Genomic DNA, 25,882 nt, shown 5'->3' with positions numbered 1-25,882 from the left:
CATTTGATGAACGATGTAAAAAAATCACTCATGTTGTCGAATATAATGCAATGCTTCGTCCCGTGTTGTAATCTCTTCATCCAGCATTTTCTGCTCGAGTGAAAATAAGTAGTCGCGGAAATCCGGCCCCGGTGCAAGCCCCGCTGCTTTTAAATCATGACCGTTAAGGAGCGGTTTGAGTTTACTTCGTTTTTCTCTGTACTGCAAAAGAAATCCGGCCTGCTTTTTGTCTGCAGCAATGGCTGCAAAGAACAGGGCCTCGTCCGAAACGCGGGACACGCAGGAATGAAAACGTCCCAGGCTGTTCCATTCTTTCTCATTCAGCAGGGAAAGCAGAAAGGAGGTACTCTGAACAACGCTTTTCTGTTTCTTGGTGAAAGCAGCTGCCTCTGCTGCTTTGACCGTGTCCGGGTTCGTTAAATAAAGACAGAACAAGATGCAGAACCACTCCGGCAGATCTTTTGGTTGTTCCGGGGAATCCAGATAACCCTTCAGCACGTCCTTTGTTTGACGGGTCCAGACGGCCCCAGGAAAAAAGGCATGGAGAACACCCAGTTCATCCAGACGCGCCAGACTTTGAACAGGATCTGCTTCCTTCAATAATGACTGGAACTCAGCGATGATTCTGGTGCGGGACAATGAAGAAACGGCTGATGCCGAGTAATGAATAAATGCCGTTGTTTCTTTGCTCATATGGAACTGAAAACGTTGTTCAAAACGAATGCCCCGCAGTATTCTGGTCGGATCCTCAACAAAACTCAGGTTATGGAGCACACGTAGTGTTTTCTTTTTCATATCCTCTCTGCCGTGAAAATAATCAATCAAATCCCCGAAATGAGAGGGGTGGAGAGAGGCGGCCATAGCGTTCATCGTGAAATCACGACGGTATAGATCTTCTTTAATGTTGGAACGTGATACGGTTGGAAGGGCCGCAGGTGTTTCATAATATTCGGTCCGTGACGTTGTGAAATCGACACGCCGTCCGGATGGAAGGGTTACAGTAGCCGTGCCAAACGTTTCATGAACGTCAGCGGTTCCTTCAAACCGGTGGGCTGTCTTTTCAGCGAGCGATATTCCATCGCCTTCCACCACGATATCGATATCTTCGCCTTTCTGCCCAAGCAGAATGTCTCGTACCATTCCTCCGATAATGAAGGCATTCATCTTCTCTGCCGCTGCTGTCTCACCGATCATTTTCAACAGCTGAACCACATCGGGTGAAAGAAGGGTTTCCATCTGCGTTTTTACATTGACCCTTTCATGCGGTTCATCGGTAGACTGCTGCAGTTGTTCAATAACGTCGGTCCGGGAGACGATGCCGACGATCATTCCATTATCCATGACAGGAACACGTCCAATGTTATGCCGGATGAATATATTCTGTATTTCCTCAAAGGATGCCGTTTTGGAGACAGTGACGCAGTCGGTGCTCATATAACCTTTAATAGGTGCATGTCCAAGATGATGCTGAACAGCTTTATCGATGTCACGGCGGGAGATGATGCCGATCAGTTCGTCATTTGTATCCACAACGGGGAACCCATTATGGCCGTAGTAAATGAGACGCTTTTTGGCCTCATCGACCCGGACATCTTCCGTGATGGTCTTTACAGGAGCGGACATAATCGCTTCAGCGGTAACCGGGGAAGAAATGGACTGCCCAAGGAGGTGCTTCACCATTTGAAGGATATCAGTTGGATTTCCATCTTTCACAGAAGCCGAGGCAGCGCGCTCATGACCTCCGCCGCCGAAATGCTGCATGACCGGCAGTAGGCTGAGTCGTGTGGAGGCAGAACGGCCGATGATGAACACTTTGTTTTTCATGGCGGTAACGGTGACTACAGCATCAGCTCCTGTCGTTTCCATGAGTCGTGATGTTATGACATTCAGACTTCCAGCGTAATGTTTTGTTTCCATCATGGAAGTGATCACATCAAGCCCTTGTCCGCCGATATGTTCACAAGAAGCAAGATACCCGCGGAAGACTTCCTGCTGACGGGAAGACAGCGTGTCCTCAGAAAACTGCTGTACAAGCTCAAGGTCCAAGCCGTGCTCCATCAGAAACACTCCTGCTTTTAAATCGCGCAGTGTGGTCCCGGGGTAGGAAAAGGAACCTGTATCGGTGTACAGACCGAGTGCAAATAACGTCACCTCGGACTCAGACGGCACCCATTCCTGCTTCATCCATTCTTCGAGCAGAATGGTAATACACGCTCCTGTGTTATCGAGGTAATAGGTGGTGTACCTGCGTTTTTCTTCTTCTGAAAGAGCGTGATGGTCAAAAACGGTAACCGGAATATCCCGGTCTTTTAGAAAGGCGGCGGGAGTACGTTCGAGGGACGGTGTATCCGTTACAATAATATGATTGATGTGATCCCACGGAGCATCTTCTTCAGGGATAAAAGGAAAATGATCGCGGTATATGGCAAGATACTGTTTCACCTGTTCGGACTGTCTGCCGGAAAGCACCATGACAGCATCGGGGTATAGAGCGGATGCCGCCGCCATAGAAGCCAGGGCGTCAAAGTCCATATGTTCATGGGAAAGAATCACTTCCATTTTTATTCCTCCGGATCGTCGTTTTTGATGTGCATCAGCTGCCGGTGAAATTCCTTCAGGGAAAGCGCCAGTATATGTTCCACGGTCTGGTTGGAACGGGGCATGTCCACCTGTTCAAAGTAAGACTGGATATCCTGAATCTGTTCCTGCTGTTCCCGGTAAAGTCTTAAAGAAGGGACATACGTTTCATTTCCAAGGTGAGCTGCTGTTTCGTTAATGTCTTTGGCCAGCTCATCCAGCTGCTCTATTTTTCGGTACAGTTCCTGTTGTTGTTTTTCCCGGTGGGTTCCCACTATTCCATCCTCCTGCATAGACTGGTATTACTTAGTTATGAGGTATTGCTGTATACAAATTTCCGTTGAAAAAAGGATTTAGGTTACAGTTTGACGAAAGTTTTCTTATTTATACCGGTGCTGTGGCAAACGTCGTAATGAGTCTGCCTGCACGATTTATATACAAGTATAAAACATAAATCCCTGTTGTGTCGTGGAAGGCGGATGGAAAAAGGAGAGTATACTCATGATTGTCAGAGTACTCGTACTTGTTACAGGGTTTGGGCTGGCCTCTGCAGGAGGAATCAGTATTATAGCTTTCCTGAATTACATTCCGGCGGGGTTGTCGGCGGTTGAATTTATGATTTTTCTTCTCCAGCGCTCGGAATCCGCCTTGTTTATTTTAGGATGCATCCTGATTACAGGAAGTATATACTGGCCCGAAAATTCATGAGAACATTCCATCTGCTCACGAGAATAAAACAATTTTGGTCTGACTATACTGTTGATACAAATGGATAGCAAGGAGGGTGTAAGAATGCCCCGAATCCGTGATGTGTGGATTAACTGGTTTGAAGGGGAAGAAAATGGATACAATGTCTGTCCTTTTCATGAATGGAATGCAGAAGACCGGATTGAAGTGCTTGATCAGGCAGAGATTGTGAAAGTATCAGAACGTTTGTATGATTATGTGGAGAACCGCCTGGAAGATATTCCGGAACGGCTGCTGCATGAAGTTTTTCAAAAAAGTACGCTCCGTAAAAAGATGACAAGGATAACGCTGGATTATTGTTTTGTGATGTTTGACGGGGGGAGGGTGCTGGCTGTTGATACGCTTGGGTATAAAACGCCGATCCGAAAAAGCCGCCTTGCCCCTAAACATGAAAGAACCGTAAGGGAAATGATGGAACATGACAAATCTTCCGTGTTTGACATCAAGGATATCGTTGATGAAAAAGAGTACCATATCCTTTCGCCGCACCCGGATTATATGACCGGCTTAACGAGAAAAGAACGGCAGCTTAAACAGCTTCTTTTCATGGCGATGGACCAATTGTATACATCCGGAGAATCCGCAGAAGTGCGGTATTGGTTTACAGAGTGGGACCCGGCCGTTTATGAAGAAATCCAATGCAGCATGAATAAAGAAACGATGTGGCAGCAGTTTTTCGATCAAGTGAAAGACGGGTGGTCCGTTCATCACTATGAATTATGCCGGAAAATGATAAAAGGTCACCCGTTTTTTGAAAAGCTGTGGAATATGCAGCACGAAGAAGAGGTGAAATGAAAAGGCTTTACACTTACGCTGTTGTTCCATATAATTAGAAGCAGAAAAAGTTTGTAAAGCAGGTGATGACATGGATGGACTGGCTTATGCTGTCATGCAGGGATTTACAATTCTCTTCGCAGTGGGAACTATCGGTTTCAGTGTGCTGATAGGGAAGATTTGGAGAAAACAGAAGGGATACTAAAAACGGCTGAAGCCCGGTTAGTATGACTGAATAACCCCGGACGATTCGTCTTTGAATCGTCCGGGGTTTTTAATTTACGAGCGGTGTTTTTGGAAACGGCTCCAGCGGTGATACTGCATGGACGTGATTCAATCAAGAAATCCGGAGAATCAATCGAGAAATTCCGAGAATCGATCGAGAAAAGTGGGAAAATGGGGAGAATCGATTCAGAAATACCGGGAATCGATTCATAAAGACCGGACGCAAGCTAATAAGTGAAACGAACGAGGAGAGCAGAAGAAAATCTTCTCATGATAAAAAATGCCGAACGATTCATAAAAGAATCGTTCGGCATAAGTTTACATGTTCAGAACGCGCGTTGCTTAACGTTTCCGGCCGAGGCCGAGGGCCCGTTCCGCTTTTTTCAGTGTTTTAAAAGATGCGCGCTGCGCCCGGTCCGCCCCTTCATCGAGAATCCGGTCCAGTTCTTCGGATTCCATCAATTCGTGATGACGCTCCCGGATAGGGCGGAGAAGCTCCACGACGGCAGCGGCGGTATCTTCTTTAAACGTCCCGTATCCTGAGCCGCTGTACTCTTTTTCAATCTCAGCCATATCCTTTCCGGAAGCAAGCGACAGGATGCTCATTAGATTGGCGACACCAGGCTTGTTGTCCCGGTCAAACCGTATCTCCTGATCGGAATCTGTGACAGCGCTCTTGATTTTTTTCGTTATTGTCTTGTCATCATCGAGCATGGAAATATACGCTTTTTGATTCTCATCGGATTTGCTCATTTTTTGGTCCGGATCCTGCAGCGACATAATTCTCGCTCCGACTTTTGGAATCTGCACTTCCGGTACTGTGAAAATGTCGTTGTACTGCTGGTTGAAACGTTCAGCGAGGTTTCTGGTCAGTTCCAGATGCTGTTTTTGGTCTTCACCAACCGGAACAATATCTGTCTGATAGAGCAGAATGTCGGCGGCCATTAACGGCGGGTATGTAAGAAGTGCGGAGGATACTCCGCTTTTGCCGGCTGACTTATCTTTGAACTGGGTCATCCGTTCGAGCTCCCCTATGTAGGACACGCATTGCATAATCCACGCGAGCTGGGCATGGGCCGGCACTTCCGACTGAATGAACAATGTTGACTTCTCAGGGTCGATGCCAGACGCCAGATAGAGAGCCGCCAGACTCCGTATATTTTTTCGAAGCTCGGTTTTGTCCTGCGGAACCGTAATGGCATGCTGATCCACAATACAAAAAAAGCTGTCATGTTCCTCCTGCATGCCGACAAAATGCTGAAGCGCCCCGAGGTAGTTGCCAAGTGTTAACGTGCCGCTGGGTTGTATACCGGAAAACACTGTACTCATATATATCGATTCCTTCCCTTCTATACGCTTTTCTCGGTTATCTCTTCTTTATCATATCGAAAGTCATTCCCTCCGTAAACCACAATGACAGAAGAGCATGCATGTCTTTTGCCGTTCAAGCATATACTGACCACATAGTATACCTGAAGGATGGTTTCATGCGCATTCATATATGGACAGCTTCCATAGGTGCCGGTCACAATGAAGCGGCCCGGATGCTGCAGCAGGAATGGAGAAAACAGGGACATACGGCAGAAATCTTTCATCCGCTCGAAACAGGGCCGCCTTTATTTTTTCAGCTTGGCAAAAATGTGTACAAGCAGCTCATAACATGGTTTCCATCTCTCTGGAGGCACCTTTCGGAAAAAAAGATACCGTTTCAAACCCCGTCCCTGCCGGCAGGGTGGTGCCCCGGGGCCATGCGGGCGGCACTTCATGCAGACGCTGTCGTATCTGTCCATCCTCTTCTGACAGTTCTGGCAGCTTCGGCAAAAGCAGCGTATCCGGGGGTAAAGCTCTTTCACGCAGCAACAGATTATTGGCACGTACCGGCAGCCAACCTCCCGGAAGTGGATGGGGTTTTTCTGCCGGAGCAGGTGAAGACAGAGCAGCCGGCATCCCCTGTGTTCCCGCTCGGGATTCCGGCGTCCTTTCAAAAAAGTTCTTTTACAAAAAAAGAATGCTGTCTGGCAAATGGTTGGGATCCGGGAAAACCGCTTATTTTGATGAGCGGGGGAGGGGAAGGGCCATTCCCTTATCAGAAAGTCCTTCGTGCCATTCGGAGCCTCTCTCCCTTGTGTACGCTCGTACTATGCAGCGGGAAGTGGAAAAAAACCAGCCGCATGGTAATGGAAGGTCATGACGTATTCTTGTATCCCTGGAAGCCGCAGTTCAAAAATTATCTTCAAATCTGTGATGTTCTCGTCACAAAGGCCGGGGGCATGACGATGACAGAGGCGTTTCTCTATGAGGCCCCCGTCGTCATAACTGCTCCTCTCCCCGGACAGGAAGAAATGAACGCCCGTTATGCCCTGCGCCGTCAGGCCGCCCGGCAGGGAAACTGTCCTGACGTAGTATGGAAGCAGGTATCCACACTGCTGCAGTCACCGTTTGAGAGAGAACGTATGAAAAGAAGACAGAAGCGGCTGCAGCAACCGGATAGTGTGAAACAAATAACCCAAACAGTATGCCAGGTTCTCACTGCTTCCGGTGCTTCAGCCCCATGTATACAGCAAGCACAGGAACAGCGGCAAGCAGAACCAGCCCAAGCGGAGTTTTTCCAAGCAGCGGAAACCAGTTCGACAAAAGAATAAAAGCAGCAGCCGTTCCGGTCAGGATGTAAAGAAGAACCCGTAAAATATTCATGCGAACCACCTTCGTATCATGAAAGGAAGGGTCTTTCATGCGATTTTTCCAGAAAAGATTAATGTTTCTGACCTTATGCGGTCTAATATGCATAACCGGTTTATTTTATCAGGCTTCCTATAATCCAGCAAAGCCGGCATCCGGTTATCCGGTTACCGGACAGACAGAAGCGGCAGCAGATCTGGAGCTCGAAGGAATGGATGAAAAAACCTATGAACTGTCTTCCTATATGGATAAGCCGCTGCTTGTCACTTTTTTTGCAAGCTGGTGCGGTATATGCCGCCGCGAACTGCCGCAGCTTTCCGCTTTTCATGAAAAACACAAAGACAGGTGGAACATGACAGCCATCAATGTGACAAAAGAAGAGATTCATTTGGAAGGTGTGCGTTCGTTTTCACGCGGTCTTTCGGTACCGGTTCTGTTGGATAAACAAGGAGAAGCGATGGATCATTTCGGGGTAAGAGGAGTTCCCGCTTCTTTTTTACTAAATGAACGAGGTGTTGTCACCAAGACATTTTACGGCCCGATTGAAAAAGACGAGCTGGAAAAGGCATTGTCGGATGTGCAGGCCGGAACCTGGGGACAAAGAGAAGAGAAATCATCCTCTTCGTCCCGGGAAACGACATTCTAAAAAATGAAAATAAAATACGATGTTATGAAATAAACAACGATGAGGAGCGCTGAGGGCCACGGGTAAAAGTGCAAAACTTTTTTCCTGCCGCGGAGCACTGAAAACAACACAATCGCTGCCAGCAGACTGACCGCACCCGCTGTAATCTGATGAACAGGGTTGGAAGCGGCGATGATTGGACCATTCAAAAATCCGACATCGCTGACAAACAACAGAATGACATTAAAAAGATTACTCCCGAGAATGGACCCAAGCGCGAGGTTGTGATTCTGCAGCTGCAGGGCGACAAGAACAGCTACTGCTTCCGGCAGGGAAGTGGAAGCTGCGATCAGAAAACTTCCCACAAAACTGGAGCCAAGACCGGTCTGCACCGCAATTTGGTCCCCTGTGATGGTTAACATCGATCCGGCGCCCAAAATCACCACGGCGGCAATAACAAAACCGACACCGGCATGTTTTAACGAGATGGCGTAGGAAGGCGACGTTTCATCTTCCACTGCCAGAGCCGCTTCCTGCCCGGAATCGCTGCTTCCGGTTTTTTTATTGATAAAGGTAATGCCGGCGATATAGACAGCAAAGATAACAAGTGTATCGAGACCGATCCAGAACACGGAGATCTCGGTTTGAATAAACATGGCAGCCAGCACCAGAAGGGCAAGCAGGATACCCAGCGACGCTGTGTAGGCGTGGGAGACATCTGTGCGTGAGAACAGTTTTTCTTTACGATAATACAGGTCAAAGGCAGCAATGATCAGTAAATTGAACATGTTGCTGCCGAGAACGTTTCCTACTGCGATATCCGGATTATCAAGAAATACCGCGGTTAAACTGGTCGTCACCTCCGGAAGAGATGTGGCTCCGGCAAGCAGCAGGGTACCTACCATCAATCCGCCCCACTTTGACTTTATACTGATGACATCAGCATAGGTTGATAATTTAACAGCAGCAATAACCGTAATAGCGGCTGCCACGGCGAACAAGAAAAAAACCATCGATTTCACTCCTTTTTCTGTAAAAAAGGGGAAGAAACATAAAAAAGACCTTTTTATAAAAAGAACGAAAAAAGATACTTCGATCCCTTTATAAAAAGGTCTTGCGCACATTCACTGCAGGCGCCGTAAAAGCAGTGAAGTTTAATGAACCGAGTACACTGCCCGTGTACTGTCCTGACGATTCATTAATCCTATTGGACGCTACTCCCCTTCTTATTCCATAATAAACATACCACCGGAATCAGGTGGAGTCAATATAAAAAAACACGATGGAGAGGCAGGAAAATCGGGAAAATACCGCAAAGTATTACATGGCGCAAAAAAGTTCAGAAGGGAGAGGCTGTATGAAATTATTTGCCGTACTGCTTCCATTAAAAGACAAAGAATTATCGCAGACGTACAGGCCCGATCATCTTCAGTTTCTAAAAGAACAGAGAAACAAGGGAAATGTAGCCGCTAATGGTAAATTTACCGATGGTTCCGGTGGACTGGTAATATACCGTATGCCGGATGAAAAAGCGGTGGAAGAGCTTGTTTTGAATGACCCGTTTGTAAAGCATGGAGCCCGCGGATACCATATACACGAATGGGAAATGGTTTCCGGCGAATGGGAGTAAAAGGAGGAAGCCTATGGCTGTAATAGGATTTATCGGACTTGGAAACATGGGCATGCCGATGGCACGAAATCTTGTGCAGTCGGGATACTTAGTCTATGGTTTCAATCGATCAAAAAAGAAGGAAGAGGCGTTTGAAGAGCTGGGAGGACGCAAGGCAGAATCTCTGTCTCTGATAGCAGAAAAGGCAGATGTTATTATGACCTGCCTGCCCGAACCCAAAGATGTGCAAGACGTCCTGTCTGAACTGTTTGAAATGGGAATCAGCGGTTCACATATCATTGATTTCAGCACCGTATCTCCTGCTCTTCATAAAGAGATGAAGGAAAAAGCGGCACGTGAGGGTGTGGAGTATCTCGACGCCCCGGTCAGTGGAGGGACGGCCGGGGCGGAAGCCGGAACCCTTGCGATTATGTGCGGTGGGGAGGAGAGTGCATTCGAAAAAGCCCGCCCTCTCTTTGATGTGCTCGGTGCAACTATCACACATACCGGTCCGGCGGGAAGCGGGACAAAAGTGAAACTGATCAACCAGTATATGGTCGGCATGCATACCGCAGCAGTCGCAGAAGCACTTCATCTTGCTGACGAATCCGGCATTGACCAGAAAATGCTGTATGATGTTCTTAGTCAGAGCTTTGCCCAAAGTAAGATTTTTGACAGGCATTATCCTGATTTTATTGCCGCAAAGAGAGAAGAACCGGGCTTTGCTTTATCTCTTCTTTTGAAAGATTTGAATCTTGCAGGAGAGATGGCAGGAAATGCAGAAGTACCGCTTGAAGCCGGAAGAAAAGTGAAAGAAATGTTTGAAGATGCAGATCAGCAGGGGTACGGCGGTAAAGATATGAGTGCCTTCTATCAGTATACTTCTGGAAAACACTCCTGAAGGAACTCTTGCACATGAGGCAGACATCCCGTGCACTTTTCTTTTCATTCTCTCCCCGATTCGTTACAATAAGCTTTGTATGTCAAAGTATTTCACGAATTTTTGGGAGGGATAGCAGTGAAAATTGCTGCGATAGTAGGAAGCACAAGAAAAGAATCATTTAATTTAAAACTGGCTCATTTTATGAAAGAGCGGTACGTGGACCAGTTTGAATTCGATATCCTGGAAATCGGCCACCTGCCGTTTTACAATCAGGACGAAGAAATGACTCCAACAGCGGAAGTTTTGGAGTTTAAGAAAAATGTTGCAGATGCGGATGCCGTATTGTGGGTCACGCCGGAATATAACGGTACCATCACTTCTGCTATGAAAAATGCCATAGACTGGCTTTCCCGCGTCGATCAGGTGATGATCGGGAAACCATCCTGGATCGTTGGAGCTTCCATGGGAGCACTTGGAACCGTGAAGGCGCAGTCGCACCTGCGCGATATTCTCTTTGCTCCGGGACTTTCTTCTCCGATTCTTCCGGGAAATGAAGTGCTGATTGGTTCCGTTCACGAAAAAGTGGATGAAAATGGTTATCTGGCAGACGAAGGAACCATCGATTTTCTCGACACCACCGTGGAGAATGTACGTCCATGGCTGGAAAAACAAGCTGCCGTTCGCAACTAAGCAGCAGTAAAGAATACAAAAAGAGATCCCGATGCTTAAATCGGGATCTCTTTTTTGTGGAAAAGTATCTGTTATATGTCACTGGTCTGTTTTTGTGCGGAAGGTTCCAGGGTTTTGTCGATAAGTTGGTCGAGTTCGACAATCTGCCGGCGGGCCCTTCTTTCTGAAATGCTGCGGTAATGATGCTTTCCTTCCGGTTCTTCATCAAGCTCATCCGCCTTGGCAACAATCTGCTGAAGCGTGCTGAGCTGCAGCTGGTCATGATCTACAGGGAGAAAAGAGTCCGTATGCAAAAGCACGGCCACAGAAATTTCTTTGGCGGCTGCAGGGTCTTCCCCCAGACGGATCAACAGCTTATGGGCGCGCTCTGCCCCTTTAATAGCATGAATATCGTTGTTTCTGTAAAGATCAAAATCCCATTCTCCGTCACGATACCAGGTATAGTGCCCCGAATCGTGCAGGAATGCAGCTTTAGCAGCTGAATCCGGATTGGTTTTATTTTTTACAGCAAGGCGGAAGGCATGATAAGACGCCGCAATCGCATGAGCAAGGCCGGCCCTTTTCACATATTTCTGGGTTACCGGGTGCTCATATATTTGTTCCAACGTTACGTTTCTCATCTTTAACCCTCCTGCTTAACGTGTCATTAAATATATTTTTACTATTATAACGATTTCTTTATTCAATTTCAAGAAAAATTTAAAGGGGAATAAGCATACAATGACCATAACATCTTTAACCTGGAAAAGGAGGATAGTCGGAGGCGGAAAACATGGCATATTTTTCTTTAGACCTATTGGTGAATGATGAAAAACTATGTATAATTTCAAGTAGAAGCCTTTGTACGATATAAATATATAATAGAATAAAAGAGAGATGGGAAATCATGAAAAAAATCTGGGTACCTATGGGGGCTGCCGCCCTTGCGGCAGGAATATTCTGGTTGACAAGCGATACAAGCGGGGAAGAACATCATGCCATAACCTATCACACACATAAACAAACCAAGGAAATCAATAAAGAAATGGAAGAAGACATGTCCCGGTTCACCTATGACAGCGGTTATGACTTCACCTATCCCGAGGATGGAGTGAAGGGAACCTATGTAACCGGTCATTCGGCGGGAGGGGCCCGTTTTAATGAACTGCTTGAACTCACAAATTCCACCGATTTGAATTCAATGGTTATCGATATTAAAGACGACCGTGGAAATTTGACGTTCAAGCCCGGCGAAGACAGCAGTATTCCAGATATCGGAAAGAATATGATCAGTGATCCCAAACAGCTGTTAAAAACACTGGAGGAGAATGATATTTATCCGATAGCCAGAATTGTGGTGTTCAAAGACACGGTTCTCGCAGAAAAAAGACCGGATCTCTCCTATCAGAAAAACGGGGAGATATGGAAGAACGGAAAAGATGAAGCTTTTGTTAATCCTTACGAAAAAGAGGTTTGGAACTACAACCTCGATATTGCAAAAAAAGCTGCCAAAATGGGCTTTCAGGAAATACAGTTTGATTACGTCCGGTTTCCGGAAGGATTTGAACACCGGGATGAAGAACTCAGCTATTCACGGGGAGACTACGGCAAAGAAGGAACCAATGTGGAGCAGCGGGTAACAGCAGTTACTGATTTTGTGAAACATGCCCGCGAAGAATTGAACAAAACATTCGATGTCGATGTGTCTGTTGATATTTTCGGTTATTCAGCTACCCTGGAACAAGCTCCCGGCATCGGCCAGAACTTCTCTAAAATTGCGGGGAATGTGGATGTCATCTCGTCTATGATATACCCGAGCCACTGGACGCCGTATTTTGGAATCGATAAACCGGATCTTCATCCTTATGAACTGACCAAAGAATATGCAAAAGTGGAGAATGAAGTACTCGAAGGACTGGATCAGACACCGCAGACCCGCCCTTGGATTCAGGATTTCACCGCCAGCTGGCTTGGTTCCGGAAATTACCAGGAGTACGGCGTAGAAGAGGTGGAAGCGCAGATCCGCGCTCTGAAGGAGCAGGGGATACATGAGTTTCTGCTGTGGAATGCGACAAATAATTATACAGAAGGAGTGGATTACACTCCTTAAGTGGGTAAAATAAGGGAGGTCCAGACTCTGGATTGTCCCTTTTTTTTATGTAAAGTCCATAAAATCGCAGAACCTGGCCATAAGAGGTGGGCAGAGGCAGTCGTTTCGGTATATAATAAAGAAAAGAAGGAAAAGGAGACGCTTGTGGAATCGATGAACTGGTATGAAAAATTAAGGCAGTACTTTCCCGTGGAAGAGATGAAATCACAGGAACACATGGAACTTCTTCTTCAGGAAAAAGGGGATATATATCACAAAGAAGAAGGTCCGGACTATGTCATGATGTACGTCGAAATGGAAGGGTTCATCTTCATTGATTATCTTTTTGTTTCCCGCAGTGCAAGAGGAAAAGGAACGGGAATGCAGTTAATCGAAAAACTAAAACAAAGAAAAAAACCCGTTATTCTTGAAGTGGAGCCGCTTGATTATGAAGATACCGATTCCAGAAAACGATTCCGGTTTTATGAAAGAGCCGGCTTCAGGCAGGCAGCATCGATTGGATACCACAGAAGGTCCCTTGCTACCGATAAGGTCAACACACTGGAAATCATGTTCTGGTCTCCTGACGATGAATCAGAAGAAAATATTTTTGAAAAGTTGAAACAAACGTATAAAAATGTTCATACGTATAAAGATAAAGAACTGTACGGTAAATCGTATGAACCCGCAGAAGAAGTATTGACCTATGACGATTCAAAAGAACAAAGGGGATATAATCATAAAAGAGGGGGGAGATAAAATGAAAAAGAAGGACAAACAGAAACGCCGGAAAAAACGCCGTGTCCTGAAAGATCTGCTGCCCGGCAATCTGAAAGACTGGAAAAAAGCACCCGGCGGCCAAAAACCCACCACTCCCACCAGCATGAAAACCACGGCTTGAATATGTGATTCATAAAAAGAGCTGCTCTGTCAGAGGGCAGTTCTTTTCACTATAATTCTGTCACATTTTCATCACAATTTTTTTCAATACCTTTGTTTGAGGTGTTTCATAAAGTGGAATACTAAGAACGAAGCCATTGCTTCAATGACAAAGAATACATCGCAGATACAGAATACTTATAGAATCAAACAAACGGCGGGAAAGAACAATCCCATGCATTATTGTTCATTGAAAACTCTTTTCAAATTAGAATAATTATTGTATAATGTCATTGTATGAATTCAGCATGGTAGATAATGAAGCATAGAACTCCTTTATGAACTTATCTGGCGGATGAAGAAGGGAGAGATGAACCAGATGGTTACATTGTTAACATCTCCAAGCTGCACTTCCTGCAGGAAGGCAAAAGCTTGGCTGGAAGAATATAATATCCCGTTTGAAGAGCGGAACATTTTCGCTTCCCCGTTAACCGTAGATGAAGTGAAAGAAATTGTACGGCTTACAGAAGATGGGACAGATGAAATTGTTTCAAAACGATCCAAAGTGTTCCAGGAACTCAATGTAGAATTGGAAAGCCTTTCTCTGCAGCGCTTATTTGAACTGATCAGTGAATATCCGGGACTGTTGCGCCGTCCTATTATCTTTGACGAGAAACGTCTTCAGGTCGGCTATAACGAAGCCGAAATCCGCAGATTTCTGCCCCGTAAAGTCCGTACTTTCAATTTGATGGAAGCCCGGGACATGGTCAATTAAATAAAGCGGCACAGAAAAACTTCTACTTTTATCAGCAGTAGAAGTTTTTTTGTTTTCATGTCGGGAGAACCTTTGTTATCCTTGTAGTAATAAAGCTTTTCTTTTAAATGAAAAGGATAATGAACATTTCATTTGAATACGGTAAGGGTAAATGAAGATTTAACTATTGACAATGCACAATCTTTCCTTGACAATATACATTTAATAGCAGGAAAGACCGCGTTTTCTCTTTTCATACGCTCCGCTCCCTCAAAATATCGACGGGATGAGCATTGGTCCTTAACAACCGGCATCTTCCTCGTATAAAATGGCAGTAAGATGAGGATGAAGGTTACAGGTGCCCGTCAAAGGGTATGATGGTAATATATAGAGAAAACATGGAAGCGGAAGTCACCTTACCTTCTAAGGAGGGAGAAAATCGTGGAAATCGAAAGAATTAATGAGTCTACGGTCAAATGTTATATTTCCTATAAGGATATTGAAGATCGTGGGTTTGACCGGGACGAAATCTGGTACAACCGGGAACGCGGGGAAGAATTATTTTTTGAAATGATTAATGAAGCGCATGACCGTGAAAATTTTGAAATTGAAGGTCCTTTGTGGATCCAGGTACAGGCGCTGGATAACGGCATGGAAATTGTAGTCACGCGCGGTCAGATAACCGATGGAAACGTGAAACTGGAAATACCGGTATCCCAGGGCAAAGGGGAAGATATGCCGGTTGATGATAACATTGTTGATATGCTTGATGAGCAGTTCCGTTCTTCCCAAAAGTCAAGACAGGCTCACGGAGATTCCGATTATCTTGAAATTGTCATTTCCTTTGATGATCTGGAAGATTTACTTGCCTTGAGCCAGGCTTTTGCACCGGCGGGAGTACAAAATGAGATTTATCATTTTGAAGGAACGTATTATCTATATTTGATGTTCGACAATCAATATACAGAAGATGAGCAGGACGATATGGTTAGTCACGTTCTTGAGTACGGAGAAGAATCCGACGTATCTATTTTCCGAATCCGGGAATACGGCAAAACCGTGGCAGCAGCCAGCGGTCTCGAGACACTGAGGGACACCTTTTCATAATCCTGCCTGAAAAACCAGCCCAACTATGGAGCTGGTTTTTTTTAGGTTAAAAAAGGGATACAGAACCAGCATGTCGAAAAAGAAGTGGTTGCGATACAAGTGTTCTCACTCCAAAAAGAAAAAGGAGCACATGCCATGTTCAGTGCCGTCACGAAACAGGGAGAACGGGTCATACTGCATCCCGCCAGCCATACCGGTATTTCTGGTTCCCCTCCGTATCATTGTCCTGTCTGTAACGAAGAAGTAGTATTGAAAAAAGGAAAAGTCCGCCGCTGGCATTTTGCCCACCGCCATCACTCTTTATGCCGCGCTGCCCCGGAGTCTGAAGAACATCTTGAAGGAAAAGCGGTACTGTATGAATGGCTTGAACGGCAGAACGTTTCACCACGTCTTGAAGTCTTTCTCCCAGATTTGGGGCGCCAGGCTGATATACTGTTTACGTGGAACGGGGGAACGTACGCAGTGGAATATCAGTGTGCTTCCATCCCACCGGAGGAGGCTGTCCAGCGTACCAACGATTACCTGTCCCATCACATCCAGCCGCTTTGGATTTATTCTTCGGACCGTCTCCGTTTTGACCGCTCCCAAAGATACTCGATTCATGCGTTCGAATGGACGGGACTGCGTGAAGAACAAGCCGGTACCCGCTGCAGCGCACTGACATATCTCTCCCCTGCCGGTGGTCGTTTCTCCTTTCTTTATCCCCGTGCATCTCTTTCCTCAGCCATTACCTATGCAGATCTTTATACAGTGGAACTTTCAAGCATGTCTGTGTCCGGACTGATTCAACTTCCTTCGGTTGTTCAGGGAGAGAGAACGTGGATGCAGACCTGGCTTAATACCAAAAAACAGTGGAGGTACTCCCGCAGCCGGTGGCACCTTTACCCGGACAGTCGTTACGTGCGCGTCCTGTTTGCAGACCGGCGCTCAGATATTCCATATTTTCCGGCTGAAGCGGGCTGGCCTGTTGAAGGTATGACTCACTTCAACACACCCCCTCATCACTGGCAGAGCGCCGTTTTGCTTTCTTTTCTGGACCCTCTGCCTTTGTATACCTCTTTTTCCCTGCAAACCGCTGCTGCAGAATTTTGCCCCGTGGCAGAGGACATTCTCCGCTTGAAACAGTCTCCCCTTGTGAACCATCCAGTAGATAAGGCATTGGAACAGTATTTCAGATTGCTGGAGAAAACGCCTCTCCTGCAAAAAAACGGAGATGGCTGGAAAAAAGTAAATGGTGTGTATCTGCCTGCCTCTATTGACGAAGGATATAAAATGGACAAACAATATTTCTCCCTCCTGTTTTGAAAAAGAAACAGCAGAGCATTCTATATTTTTACACCCATAAACAGAGCATGATTTCCAGTGTTTTTGTCTGAAAGGCAAACATTGGTCATTTATCCAAGTGTCCGGTAAAATAGGAAGGGAAAAATGGAGGTGTTGAAATGAGTACTCAGGAAACGAAATCATTGCCAAAACGCGAAGACGTACCGAAAGAATGGACCTGGGATCTCGAAGATATATTTTCTGCCGACGAAGAATGGGAAGCGGAATTTGAAGCAGTGAAAACATATATTCCTGCTGTGGAAGCGTTCAAAGGCACACTTGGAGAGTCAGCGGAAAATCTGTATCAATGCCTGAAAACAGAAGACGAACTAGGGGCCAGATTCGGGAGATTGTTCTCCTACGCCCACATGAGAGCGGACCAGGATACTGCAAATTCTTATTACCAGGGGCTGGAGGACCGGGCTTCCAGCCTTGCTGCGAAACTAGGCCAGGCCCTTGCTTTTGTCACACCGGAAATACTCTCCATCCCGGAAGGAACGATTGCTTCGTTTATACGTGAACATGAAGGGCTGGCTTTTTATAAACAGGCTCTCGAAGAAATTAACGAAGAGCGGCCGCACGTATTGAATGAATCGGAAGAATCCATGATGGCTCAGGTGTCAGAAGTTACAGCATCTCCCGGCAATACATTCGGGATGCTCAACAATGCGGATCTGACATTTCCTGCTGTAAAAGATGAGCAGGGAGAAGAAGTGCAGGTGACGCATGGACGTATTCTGCGGTTTCTGGAAAGTGACGACCGGAGAGTGCGCAGAGATGCATTTAAAGCTGTCTATGATACGTATGCCAACTATAGAAACACATTCGCCAGTACGCTCGGCGGTGAAGTGAAAAAGCATCTGTTCACAGCCGGAGTGCGAAACTATGATTCGGCCAGACAGGCAGCCTTGAGTTCCAATCATATTCCGGAAGTAGTCTATGATCAGCTGGTGGATACGGTAAATAATCATCTCCATCTTCTGCACCGTTATGTACGACTGCGTAAACGGGTGCTCGAGCTGGATGAGATTCATAATTATGACTTATATACCCCGCTTGTCAAAGATGTGGATATGAACGTTACGTATGAAGACGCGCAGGAGAAGATATTGAAGGCGGTGGAGCCTCTTGGAAGTGAGTATGTGAATAAAGTGGCAGAAGGATTTCAAAGCCGCTGGATTGATGTGTACGAAAATGAAGGAAAGCGCAGCGGAGCTTATTCTTCGGGGGCATATGGAACCAAACCCTACATTCTGATGAACTGGCAGGATGACGTGAATAACATGTTCACGCTTGCCCATGAACTGGGACACTCGATGCACAGTTATTTCAGCCACCGGGAACAGCCTGTACGCTACGCTGATTACACCATTTTTGTAGCCGAAGTGGCATCTACCGTGAATGAAGCATTCCTTAATGATTATCTGCTGAAAACGACGGAAAATAAAAGAGAGCGGTTGTACTTGTTGAATCACTTCCTGGAAGGATTCCGGGGGACTGTGTTCCGCCAGACGATGTTCGCTGAATTTGAACAGCTTATTCATGAAAAAGCAGCGGCCGGCGAACCGCTTACACCGGATGTTCTGGAAAAGGAATATTACGCTTTGAATGAAAAATATTTCGGTGAGGATATGACAGTGGATGACGATATTGCGCTGGAATGGGCCCGTATTCCTCACTTCTACATGAATTTTTACGTGTATCAGTATGCGACAGGATACAGTGCAGCGGCAGCGCTGTCCAGGCAGCTGCTGGAAGAAGGTCAGCCTGCTGTGGACCGGTACTTGGCCTTTCTCCAGTCCGGAAGTTCGGATTATCCAATCAACCTTCTCAAAAAAGCAGGTGTCGATATGACATCTTCTGCTCCGGTGGAAGAAGCAATGAAACTTTTTGAAGACACTCTGTCGGAAATGGAAAAACTCCTTGAAGAAATATAAAGACAAAAAAGAGGAGCTTCCCCTGCTCATGGGGAAGCTCCTCTTTTTTGTTCAAAAGTACAGCATATATTATTTCATGCGCATTCCTTTAAAGCGGCGGCGCTCATTAAAGCAGAATATAGAGAAGAATATGGATAAATATAACAGTGCTGTTCCAAGCAGTAAAGGGAATAAATTCATTAAGCCGAGAGTAAAGAGACAGAAGCTGGCGACAATACTGAGAAGACCGATTATGACTTTTTTCAACCCCGGAATCTCCTTTCTCCCTCATGATTACTACCATCATATGGAGAGGTGGATATTATTATGATCCAGGGTCAGGAAGAACGGACAACTCTCCAGAACGTCCCATGTTTCACCGGTACCTGTTCAATTTTCTGCTGGAGGGCAAGTTCATTCAGCTTTGCTTTGGCTGTACGCTCGCTCCAGTCATATACCACAGCGACTTCTTTTGTGGCGGCCAGTTTGTGTTGATCCATAAAGGCTTCCAGACTGATTCTTTCTTTAGGAACCGGTGTTTCACCGAGCATTTCTTTCATGATTTCCACATACACATCGAAAGAATACAATCCGGGTACTTTGACCCCGCCGTCTTCCACACAGTCGTTAAAAAACAGGAAAGTCGGTGTGCTGTCAATTTCCATTTCTTTTGTGGTTTTCACATCACACTGCAGAGCATTGATGGCACAGTGGGAATGAATGTCTTTTTTAAACTCTTCCACATCCAGCCCGACAAGGTCTGCGCATTCGATTAACACCGATTCATCAGCGATATTTCTTTTATCCAGAAAGAGCATTTCACGAAGCCGTCTGAAAAAAACCGTTCCGAGCTGCCGTCCCTGCATTTCAGCCGCTTTCACCGCAATGGAGGGGGCATAGGGGGAATGAACCGGTTTTTCCAGCCAGACGTCTCCGTCACACGGCATCCCGGTATTGGCCGCTGTCTGTTCATATCGCTCGGCCATATTTGTATAGGCTGTGGATCCCTTTTTGTCTGATGTGTTCCAGGCGTCCAAGTGACCTGCGACAAAAAAACGAACGGAAAAGTAATGGCTGTATTCAAGCATTAATTTTTTTAGTGTCGGTTCAAACGCCCAGCAATCCGGGCATAAAGGGTCAACAAATACATAAAGCTCCAGCTTTTTGGAGGTCTTCGATTCCATTGTAGCACTTTCTTCAGGAGAAAGACCGCAGATTCCCAGCTGTTCATCGCAGTTAAGCTGATTATCTTTTTGTTTCACTGGTCCGGACTCCTTTCTCTGTTAATCTTCTGGTGTGTTTATCATGTTACGGGCCGTCATCGTCAGGCGCTCCATCATTTCTTCCCGGGCGGGCCCCTCAAGTTCTATTTCGTCCATGGCATCTTCCATACAGGACAGCCATGCCAAGGCTCTTGTTTTGGTAATAGTGAATGGGAGGTGTCTGGCCCGCAGCATTGGATGACCGTGCTCTTCTGTGTAATACTTCGGGCCTCCCAGAAACTGAGTGAGAAACTGCTTTTGTTTTCGTGCCGTTTCGGTGAGGTCTTCCGGAAAAATAGGAATAAGATCCGGATGATTTTTTACATTACGGTAAAAAGTATCAACGAGACGGTCTAAAACAGGTTTTCCCCCCATTGCTTCGTAAAGACTTTCCTGTTGTCTCATGGTTCACCTCAAGTGTAGTCTAAGTGACTGCATACTTTTTTTAAGATAACGATTATAGAACAGGATTGCAAGAAAAACGGTTCTCATCATATAAAGTGCCGGTAAATCAAAGCATTGTCAGAATGCAAAGAAGCCGGGTGTAGAGGGCGTACAATCGTATTATACCTCTTTGTTTCTTATTGTATATTGTAGCAACGCTGTTACATGACAGCAAACAATATGACCGGACAAAAAAAAGGCAGCGAATCCATCCGGACCCGTTGCCAGTTATGCCATATTATTATACTTACTTAATACGGAGGGGACGTAAGACTGGGTTTCAGAGAAAGGGGGGATGCCGTTATGCTGATCGACATTGCCCGGGCCTGCGTTATAAGCGGCCAGTGCCAGAGACTTATCACCATCGTATTTATCAAGCATCTGTCTTAAGTATTTCGTGCCGCCTTCAATGTTCTGTGCCGGGTTGTAAGGATCAGAGACGTTCAAATAGTTGGCGGTTCCCGGCATGAGCTGCATCAGCCCCATCGCACCCGCATGACTGCGTGCATTTGAATCAAAGCTGGATTCCTGTTGAATGACAGCCCGGACTAAATCCGGATCGATGTTATGCCTTTCTGCACTGTTTTGAATCATGCTGTCGTAATCACCGGAAACAGGTGTGGAAGCCGTAGAAGATGCTGTATGATTAACGGGAACAGCCGTATTCGCAGCTGCATTATACCTGCTCCGGTCTTCCGGATTCAGAAAAAGTCCACTGCTTCTCGATGTAGAAGCATCTAAAGAGGAAGGTACCGAAGAAGATCCGGTCATTTCCTGTTCCAGATAGGACTGGAAGGAAGAAAATATAGAAGAAGGTGCTGAAGGGCTCTGGTTTTTATTGCCGCCGGAAAGAGTGTTCATCTGTCCAAGCGCCTGTAAAAGCATGTCTATCCTCAACTGATGGTCACCTCGCTGAAGTAGGAGTCTTACTCAAAATATAGCAGAACTTTCCCGGAAATACAATCAGCTCCTGTGTTCGTCAGGGTCGTTTAATTCCTGTTTCCGCTGAAAAAAGCGTTTTATTTTATTCGGGGTGCGCCGTTCGGGGATGTTTTGTTCTTTTAACAGGTCATAAAGCAGAATTTCCACTTCCTTTTCAGACGGCCCCTCGATTTCGATCTCAAAATCCTCGACATCCAGATATGTACTGTGATCGAGAAACAATATTCCTGTTTTAAAAGGGAATTCTGTGCGCATCGTTTCCAATGTTCCAAGTTGTTCGATATGTTCCGGATCGATATGCAGTGATTCAGTCAAAGCTTGTTTCACTTCCCCTTCAGGAAACAACCGGCCGGCCATTACTGCCTCTGTTTCGTCCGGTGAAAGGGTTTGATTTGTTTCAAGCAAGCCTTCTTCTGCCGGCTGTTTCAGAGTAAGAACCATGTCTTTGTTCTTCTCCCTTATACGAAGAGCGGCTCCTTCTGTTCTGACTGCTCCCTGCTCCGTATCAAAATACGTATTCGCCTGCCGGGTAAATTGGTCCTCGTTCACGTTAAATCTACGGCATAAACGCTTAAATTCCTCTTTTGTAAGCAGATTTTTCTTTTCAATTTCTGTTTCGCGGCTCATAACTATTCATTTCATCCTTTCTTTTACGTTTCCCATGATTTTAAAGACGCACCAGCTTTCTATATGGTATCATATCGTTTGGAAATTGTAGTGCCCAGCACCACACCACTCAAAAAGATGAGCTTTTCTATTATATGGTGCAGATGTGATAAAATAAGGAACAGACAGGTGAAATGAGGTGGATGACTGATGGAGCATGTCCTTACAGTAACGGAAACAGAATATGCAGAAGATGCGGTATATCTTATTCCAATAGAAGACTGGCCGCGGGCAGAGTGGGTGAAGCTTGAAGACGGCGGACGTATGCTGGCGGATTCGGATGCTCTCGCATTCGTATATACGCTGGAAGGACCGGATTCTTTTGTGCAGCTGCGTCTTCCAAAACAGGTGTGGCCGTCTTTGAAAAAAGCATACGAAGAGAATTTGAGGATCTGTGTGAAAGGGCCGGAATTTCTTGAACTGCCTCTTTTTCCGGGAGAGCTTTCGTTTATTCTTGATAATGTCCCGGGAAACGGAAATTACGGAAACACAATGGTTGAAGCTGTAGAAGATGCCTTTCAGCTGGAATAGAATGATGCAGAAAACAAGGTGGTGCTTGTTATCAGTAACTGGGACACGTTTTTAACGCCTTACGTGCAGGCGGTAGAGGAATTGAAAGTGAAATTAAAAGGGCTCCGGGAGCAGTATCAGCTCTCTTCCAAACATACGCCGATTGAATTTGTAACCGGCCGGGTCAAGCCGGTGACAAGCATTCTGGAAAAGGCCCAGCGGAAAAACATCCCGCTGGACCGGATCGGCAGGGAAATGCAGGATATCGCCGGCGTACGTATTGTATGCCAGTTCGTAAATGATATTGATACGATCGTTGAACTGATACGTTCCAGATCCGATTTTAAAGTAGTGGAAGAAAGAGACTATATCAAGCGGAAAAAAGAGAGCGGTTACCGATCTTATCATATGGTTATTGAATATTCGGTGCATACTATAGATGGGGAAAAAAGTGTACTTGTGGAACTGCAGGTACGGACGATGGCTATGAATTTCTGGGCTACAATTGAACACTCCCTGAATTATAAGTACAGCGGGGAGATACCGGATGAAATAAAAGAACGTCTGCAGCGTGCAGCGGAAGCGGCGTTCCAGCTGGACGAAGAAATGTCGAAAATCAAAGGGGAAGTCCGGGAAGCCCAGCAGATCATTATAAAAAACAGGGAAAATTCTTCAAACTAATGAAATTCACAGGGGAGGCAGTATCATGCATTTTGCGGTGACATCCCGGGGAGATGACGTATCGGACGCGCTGAAAAAAGACATTACGTTGAGCCTTGAGGAATATGGACTGACCGAAGATATCGAACAGCCGGATGTGGTAATCAGTGTTGGGGGAGACGGCACCCTTTTAGAAGCTTTCCATAGTTATCACGGACGGTTGGATGATACCTGTTTTGTCGGTATCCATACCGGACATCTCGGATTTTATGCCGACTGGCAGCCCGAAGAAGTCGAAAAGCTTGTGATTCATATTGCCAAAACCCCGTTTCAGGTGGTGGAATACCCTCTTTTGGAAGTGGTGGTACGCCACTATGACTCCGATAATCCGGACCGCTATCTGGCATTGAACGAGTGCACGGTGAAGACACTGGAAGGTTCTCTCGTCTGTGATGTTGATATTAAAGGGGAACCGTTTGAAACATTCAGGGGAGACGGCCTCTGCATTTCCACCCCTTCCGGAAGTACAGCCTATAATAAAGCGCTGGGAGGCGGTATTCTTCACCCTTCACTGCCTTCCATGCAGCTGACGGAAATGGCTTCTATCAACAACCGGGTGTATCGTACCATCGGCTCTCCTTTAATCCTGCCCCAGCACCACACCTGTCTGCTGAATCCATTAAATGATGTGGAGATGCAGATCACCGTAGATCATATGTCGATGGTCGACCGATCCATTAAATCGATACAATGCCGCGTGGCTGAGGAAAATGTCAGGTTTGCCAGATTCAGACCTTTTCCTTTCTGGAAGCGTGTGAAGGAATCGTTTATTGGAGATGGGGAGTAACGGGATGGAAGGCTTCCACAAGCTGGAATGGTCGATTCCGCAGGAAGCAGACGGCAGATCCGTAAAAACCTACCTGAAACAGAACAAAAAAATGTCGGGAAGCACGTGGAAAGTGCTGAAAAGAGACGGGGAAATCATGCTGAATAATAACCCGGCTTCCGGGAAAGACAGCCTCAGGTACAAAGATCTTCTTTGTGTGTATCTGCCGGAAATGCCTTTTCCAGAAGGGATTCCAGCCTCCCCTCTGCCGCTTGATATCCTGTTTGAAGACAATCATCTGCTGGTAGTAAATAAGCCTCCCGGTCTGCCTACGCTGCCCGGCCGGGGCAGGGAAGCAGAAACGCTCGCTGGAGCGGTGCGTTATTATTACGAAAAGTATGATATCCGTGCTTCTTTTCATGCTGTCTCAAGACTGGACCGGGAGACAAGCGGCATTGTAACGATTGCCAAACATCGTTATGCCCACCAGCGGCTGGCTGCCTTTTTTGATACATACAGCGGCATGAAACAGTACATCGGCATTACAGACCGAATGTGGTACCCTTCAGAAGGTGTTATCTATGCACCGATAGAACGAAGGCCGGACAGTATTGTGAAGCAGCATGTGACGACACATGGAAAAAGAGCAAAGACCGGTTTTCAGGTCGTGAAAAGGAAGAACGGGCGCTCCATGGTTCGTTTCACTCTTTATTCCGGCCGGACTCATCAAATCCGGGTGCACAGCGCTTACGCAGGTCATCCGATTGTTGGAGATGATTTATACGGAACAAAAGACAGAGAAGCTGCACGCCACGCCCTGCATGCCTGCCGCCTTTGTTTTTTTCATCCCGTAAAGGAAGTTTGGCAGACGATTGAAGCTGATATGCCGGAAGATATGCTGGACATACTATAGTCAGATGTCAGGAAAAAAGCGAAATTTTTCAGGGATATACGGCATGCTCGACGGTACCTGGGTATACGTCATTTCAGGATAGTGCAGCCCTGTTAAATGCCCGCCGAATACACAACCGGTGTCTATGTTGACGGTGTGATTTAATTGCCGTGGTTTCGGCACAGGAGTGTGTCCGTAGACAATCAGGCGTTTTCCGGTATAATGTGCGGCCCAGTCCCGTCTTACCGGGGTTCCATCCTCCTTTTTCTCCCCGGTGATGTCTCCGTAAAGAACAAACGTTTTAACGCTTTTCCCGCTTTGGCCGATATACTTTTCCGGAATGCCGGCATGAGCTGCGGCAATGCTGTCCTGGTCCAGCCGGAGGTAAAGCGGAGCCTTCTCAAACAGATGCATAAATGTGTTTTGAATGCTTTTCGATAGTTCTGGAGAAAGGGCCTTCAGTTCTTCAATGGTGGTGTCCATCCCTCCGGTGATCTGCACAGGACGTCCCAGCATATACCGGTACAGCTTATCACAATGGTTCCCTGGAATATACAGCGCAGTTCCTTTCTCCACCATCGCAGCCACAAGCTCAATAACGCTTGTAGAGTCCGGTCCCCTGTCTGTAAGATCTCCTATGAAGACCGGGGTCCGTCCATCCGGGTGCTCGTATTTGTCCCCGTTTTTTTTATAACCGGCTTTGTGAAACCAGGCCGTCAGTTCTTGATAACAGCCGTGCACATCACCGATGAAATCAAATGTCTCCAAGTCGGAACCTCCTTTTTTCCCTCATGGAACAATGCTATAATATATCGTAACACTAT

At 46.2% G+C, this 25,882-nt stretch carries 30 protein-coding genes; 19 read left to right on the top strand and 11 right to left on the bottom strand.

What is annotated here, in order from left to right; translation table 11 throughout:
• Positions 1-24: 24 nt before the first annotated feature.
• Both ACFSUB_RS06310 and ACFSUB_RS06305 read right to left on the bottom strand, forming a co-directional pair.
• Entirely contained in the window at positions 25-2,559 is a 2,535-nt protein-coding gene (locus ACFSUB_RS06310; protein ID WP_380712335.1) for a CBS domain-containing protein, read from the bottom strand.
• Between the two features lie 2 nt (positions 2,560-2,561).
• Complete coding sequence (locus tag ACFSUB_RS06305) at positions 2,562-2,852, bottom strand: hypothetical protein (protein ID WP_380712333.1); 291 nt, start codon at positions 2,850-2,852, stop codon at positions 2,562-2,564.
• A 226-nt stretch (positions 2,853-3,078) separates the two neighbouring features.
• On the opposite strand from ACFSUB_RS06305, the gene ACFSUB_RS06300 reads away from it, so the two are divergent.
• The 3 genes from ACFSUB_RS06300 to ACFSUB_RS06290 all read left to right on the top strand — a co-directional run bounded on the left by ACFSUB_RS06300 (position 3,079) and on the right by ACFSUB_RS06290 (position 4,561).
• Entirely contained in the window at positions 3,079-3,285 is a 207-nt protein-coding gene (locus ACFSUB_RS06300; protein WP_380712332.1) for a hypothetical protein, read from the top strand.
• 84 nt (positions 3,286-3,369) lie between these two features.
• A complete protein-coding gene (locus ACFSUB_RS06295) occupies positions 3,370-4,119 on the top strand; it encodes a DUF3603 family protein (RefSeq protein ID WP_380712331.1) in 750 nt (249 codons plus the stop codon).
• A 301-nt stretch (positions 4,120-4,420) separates the two neighbouring features.
• Positions 4,421-4,561, top strand: coding sequence for a hypothetical protein (locus tag ACFSUB_RS06290; protein ID WP_380712330.1), 141 nt, complete (start codon positions 4,421-4,423; stop codon positions 4,559-4,561).
• A gap of 104 nt (positions 4,562-4,665) precedes the next feature.
• Here ACFSUB_RS06290 and trpS read toward each other — a convergent pair whose 3' ends face one another.
• Positions 4,666-5,652 carry a tryptophan--tRNA ligase gene (gene trpS / locus ACFSUB_RS06285; protein WP_380712329.1) on the bottom strand — a complete coding sequence of 329 codons (987 nt, stop codon included), beginning with the start codon at positions 5,650-5,652 and terminating at the stop codon, positions 4,666-4,668.
• A gap of 158 nt (positions 5,653-5,810) precedes the next feature.
• On the opposite strand from trpS, the gene ACFSUB_RS06280 reads away from it, so the two are divergent.
• Both ACFSUB_RS06280 and ACFSUB_RS06275 read left to right on the top strand, forming a co-directional pair.
• On the top strand, positions 5,811-6,965 hold the full coding sequence (locus ACFSUB_RS06280) for a hypothetical protein (RefSeq protein ID WP_380712328.1): 1,155 nt from the start codon (positions 5,811-5,813) through the stop codon (positions 6,963-6,965).
• Positions 6,966-7,054: 89 nt separating this feature from the next.
• Positions 7,055-7,648, top strand: coding sequence for a TlpA family protein disulfide reductase (locus ACFSUB_RS06275; protein WP_380712327.1), 594 nt, complete (start codon positions 7,055-7,057; stop codon positions 7,646-7,648).
• Here ACFSUB_RS06275 and ACFSUB_RS06270 read toward each other — a convergent pair.
• A complete protein-coding gene (locus ACFSUB_RS06270) occupies positions 7,645-8,640 on the bottom strand; it encodes a sodium:calcium antiporter (RefSeq protein ID WP_380712326.1) in 996 nt (331 codons plus the stop codon). The two genes, ACFSUB_RS06275 and ACFSUB_RS06270, sit on opposite strands and share 4 nt — an antisense overlap.
• A gap of 344 nt (positions 8,641-8,984) precedes the next feature.
• Here ACFSUB_RS06270 and ACFSUB_RS06265 point away from each other — a divergent pair, with 344 nt between their 5' ends.
• The 3 genes from ACFSUB_RS06265 (at position 8,985) to ACFSUB_RS06255 (ending at position 10,809) form a co-directional block, all read left to right on the top strand.
• Complete coding sequence (locus ACFSUB_RS06265) at positions 8,985-9,257, top strand: YciI family protein (protein WP_380712325.1); 273 nt, start codon at positions 8,985-8,987, stop codon at positions 9,255-9,257.
• The gene (locus tag ACFSUB_RS06260; protein ID WP_380712324.1) at positions 9,199-10,137 is read left to right on the top strand and encodes an NAD(P)-dependent oxidoreductase; all 939 of its coding nucleotides are present in this window, start codon (positions 9,199-9,201) and stop codon (positions 10,135-10,137) included. Before ACFSUB_RS06265 ends, ACFSUB_RS06260 begins: the two co-directional genes overlap by 59 nt.
• A 117-nt stretch (positions 10,138-10,254) precedes the next feature.
• A complete protein-coding gene (locus ACFSUB_RS06255) occupies positions 10,255-10,809 on the top strand; it encodes an NADPH-dependent FMN reductase (protein WP_380712323.1) in 555 nt (184 codons plus the stop codon).
• Positions 10,810-10,880: 71 nt separating this feature from the next.
• Here the strand turns inward: ACFSUB_RS06255 and ACFSUB_RS06250 are convergent, their stop codons facing one another.
• Positions 10,881-11,429 (bottom strand): HD domain-containing protein, encoded by a 549-nt coding sequence (locus ACFSUB_RS06250; RefSeq protein WP_380712322.1) that lies wholly within the window; start codon positions 11,427-11,429, stop codon positions 10,881-10,883.
• A gap of 266 nt (positions 11,430-11,695) precedes the next feature.
• On the opposite strand from ACFSUB_RS06250, the gene ACFSUB_RS06245 reads away from it, so the two are divergent.
• From ACFSUB_RS06245 to pepF, 7 genes are all read left to right on the top strand, one after another.
• Complete coding sequence (locus ACFSUB_RS06245; RefSeq protein ID WP_380712321.1) at positions 11,696-12,898, top strand: putative glycoside hydrolase; 1,203 nt, start codon at positions 11,696-11,698, stop codon at positions 12,896-12,898.
• Between the two features lie 153 nt (positions 12,899-13,051).
• Complete coding sequence (locus tag ACFSUB_RS06240) at positions 13,052-13,636, top strand: GNAT family N-acetyltransferase (RefSeq protein ID WP_380713195.1); 585 nt, start codon at positions 13,052-13,054, stop codon at positions 13,634-13,636.
• Position 13,637: 1 nt separating this feature from the next.
• Positions 13,638-13,778, top strand: a complete 141-nt coding sequence (locus ACFSUB_RS06235; RefSeq protein ID WP_380712320.1) for a hypothetical protein — start codon at positions 13,638-13,640, stop codon at positions 13,776-13,778.
• A 357-nt stretch (positions 13,779-14,135) separates the two neighbouring features.
• Positions 14,136-14,531 (top strand): transcriptional regulator SpxA, encoded by a 396-nt coding sequence (gene spxA, locus ACFSUB_RS06230; protein ID WP_093337226.1) that lies wholly within the window; start codon positions 14,136-14,138, stop codon positions 14,529-14,531.
• 420 nt (positions 14,532-14,951) lie between these two features.
• Positions 14,952-15,617 carry an adaptor protein MecA gene (gene mecA, locus ACFSUB_RS06225; RefSeq protein ID WP_380712319.1) on the top strand — a complete coding sequence of 222 codons (666 nt, stop codon included), beginning with the start codon at positions 14,952-14,954 and terminating at the stop codon, positions 15,615-15,617.
• 135 nt (positions 15,618-15,752) lie between these two features.
• Positions 15,753-16,922: a competence protein CoiA gene (locus ACFSUB_RS06220; RefSeq protein WP_380712318.1), complete on the top strand. Its 1,170-nt coding sequence runs from the start codon at positions 15,753-15,755 to the stop codon at positions 16,920-16,922.
• Between the two features lie 137 nt (positions 16,923-17,059).
• Positions 17,060-18,877 (top strand): oligoendopeptidase F, encoded by a 1,818-nt coding sequence (gene pepF, locus ACFSUB_RS06215; protein ID WP_380712317.1) that lies wholly within the window; start codon positions 17,060-17,062, stop codon positions 18,875-18,877.
• 69 nt (positions 18,878-18,946) lie between these two features.
• Here pepF and ACFSUB_RS06210 read toward each other — a convergent pair whose 3' ends face one another.
• The 5 genes from ACFSUB_RS06210 to ACFSUB_RS06190 form a co-directional block, all read right to left on the bottom strand.
• Positions 18,947-19,123, bottom strand: coding sequence for a hypothetical protein (locus ACFSUB_RS06210; RefSeq protein ID WP_380712316.1), 177 nt, complete (start codon positions 19,121-19,123; stop codon positions 18,947-18,949).
• Positions 19,124-19,194: 71 nt separating this feature from the next.
• Positions 19,195-20,118, bottom strand: a complete 924-nt coding sequence (locus ACFSUB_RS06205) for a ClpXP adapter SpxH family protein (RefSeq protein ID WP_380712315.1) — start codon at positions 20,116-20,118, stop codon at positions 19,195-19,197.
• 21 nt (positions 20,119-20,139) lie between these two features.
• Positions 20,140-20,523 (bottom strand): globin domain-containing protein, encoded by a 384-nt coding sequence (locus ACFSUB_RS06200; protein ID WP_380712314.1) that lies wholly within the window; start codon positions 20,521-20,523, stop codon positions 20,140-20,142.
• A gap of 267 nt (positions 20,524-20,790) precedes the next feature.
• Positions 20,791-21,459 (bottom strand): lytic transglycosylase domain-containing protein, encoded by a 669-nt coding sequence (locus ACFSUB_RS06195; RefSeq protein ID WP_380712312.1) that lies wholly within the window; start codon positions 21,457-21,459, stop codon positions 20,791-20,793.
• A gap of 66 nt (positions 21,460-21,525) precedes the next feature.
• Positions 21,526-22,131 (bottom strand): CYTH domain-containing protein, encoded by a 606-nt coding sequence (locus ACFSUB_RS06190; protein ID WP_380712311.1) that lies wholly within the window; start codon positions 22,129-22,131, stop codon positions 21,526-21,528.
• A gap of 189 nt (positions 22,132-22,320) precedes the next feature.
• Here ACFSUB_RS06190 and ACFSUB_RS06185 point away from each other — a divergent pair, with 189 nt between their 5' ends.
• The 4 genes from ACFSUB_RS06185 to ACFSUB_RS06170 are packed head-to-tail and all read left to right on the top strand — an operon-like array spanning position 22,321 to position 25,079.
• The gene (locus ACFSUB_RS06185; protein WP_380712310.1) at positions 22,321-22,701 is read left to right on the top strand and encodes a UPF0738 family protein; all 381 of its coding nucleotides are present in this window, start codon (positions 22,321-22,323) and stop codon (positions 22,699-22,701) included.
• A gap of 30 nt (positions 22,702-22,731) precedes the next feature.
• A complete protein-coding gene (locus ACFSUB_RS06180) occupies positions 22,732-23,361 on the top strand; it encodes a GTP pyrophosphokinase (RefSeq protein WP_380713194.1) in 630 nt (209 codons plus the stop codon).
• A gap of 22 nt (positions 23,362-23,383) precedes the next feature.
• Complete coding sequence (locus ACFSUB_RS06175; RefSeq protein ID WP_380713193.1) at positions 23,384-24,187, top strand: NAD kinase; 804 nt, start codon at positions 23,384-23,386, stop codon at positions 24,185-24,187.
• 4 nt (positions 24,188-24,191) lie between these two features.
• Positions 24,192-25,079 (top strand): RluA family pseudouridine synthase, encoded by an 888-nt coding sequence (locus ACFSUB_RS06170; protein ID WP_380712309.1) that lies wholly within the window; start codon positions 24,192-24,194, stop codon positions 25,077-25,079.
• Here the strand turns inward: ACFSUB_RS06170 and prpE are convergent, their stop codons facing one another.
• Positions 25,080-25,826, bottom strand: a complete 747-nt coding sequence (prpE, locus tag ACFSUB_RS06165; RefSeq protein WP_380712308.1) for a bis(5'-nucleosyl)-tetraphosphatase PrpE — start codon at positions 25,824-25,826, stop codon at positions 25,080-25,082. It lies immediately after the preceding gene.
• Positions 25,827-25,882 lie beyond the last annotated feature (56 nt).

The sequence above is a fragment of the Salibacterium lacus genome, assembly GCF_042684865.1.
In the GTDB taxonomy this organism is placed as follows: domain Bacteria; phylum Bacillota; class Bacilli; order Bacillales; family Marinococcaceae; genus Salibacterium; species Salibacterium lacus.
This window is presented reverse-complemented; position numbering and strand designations above follow the sequence as displayed.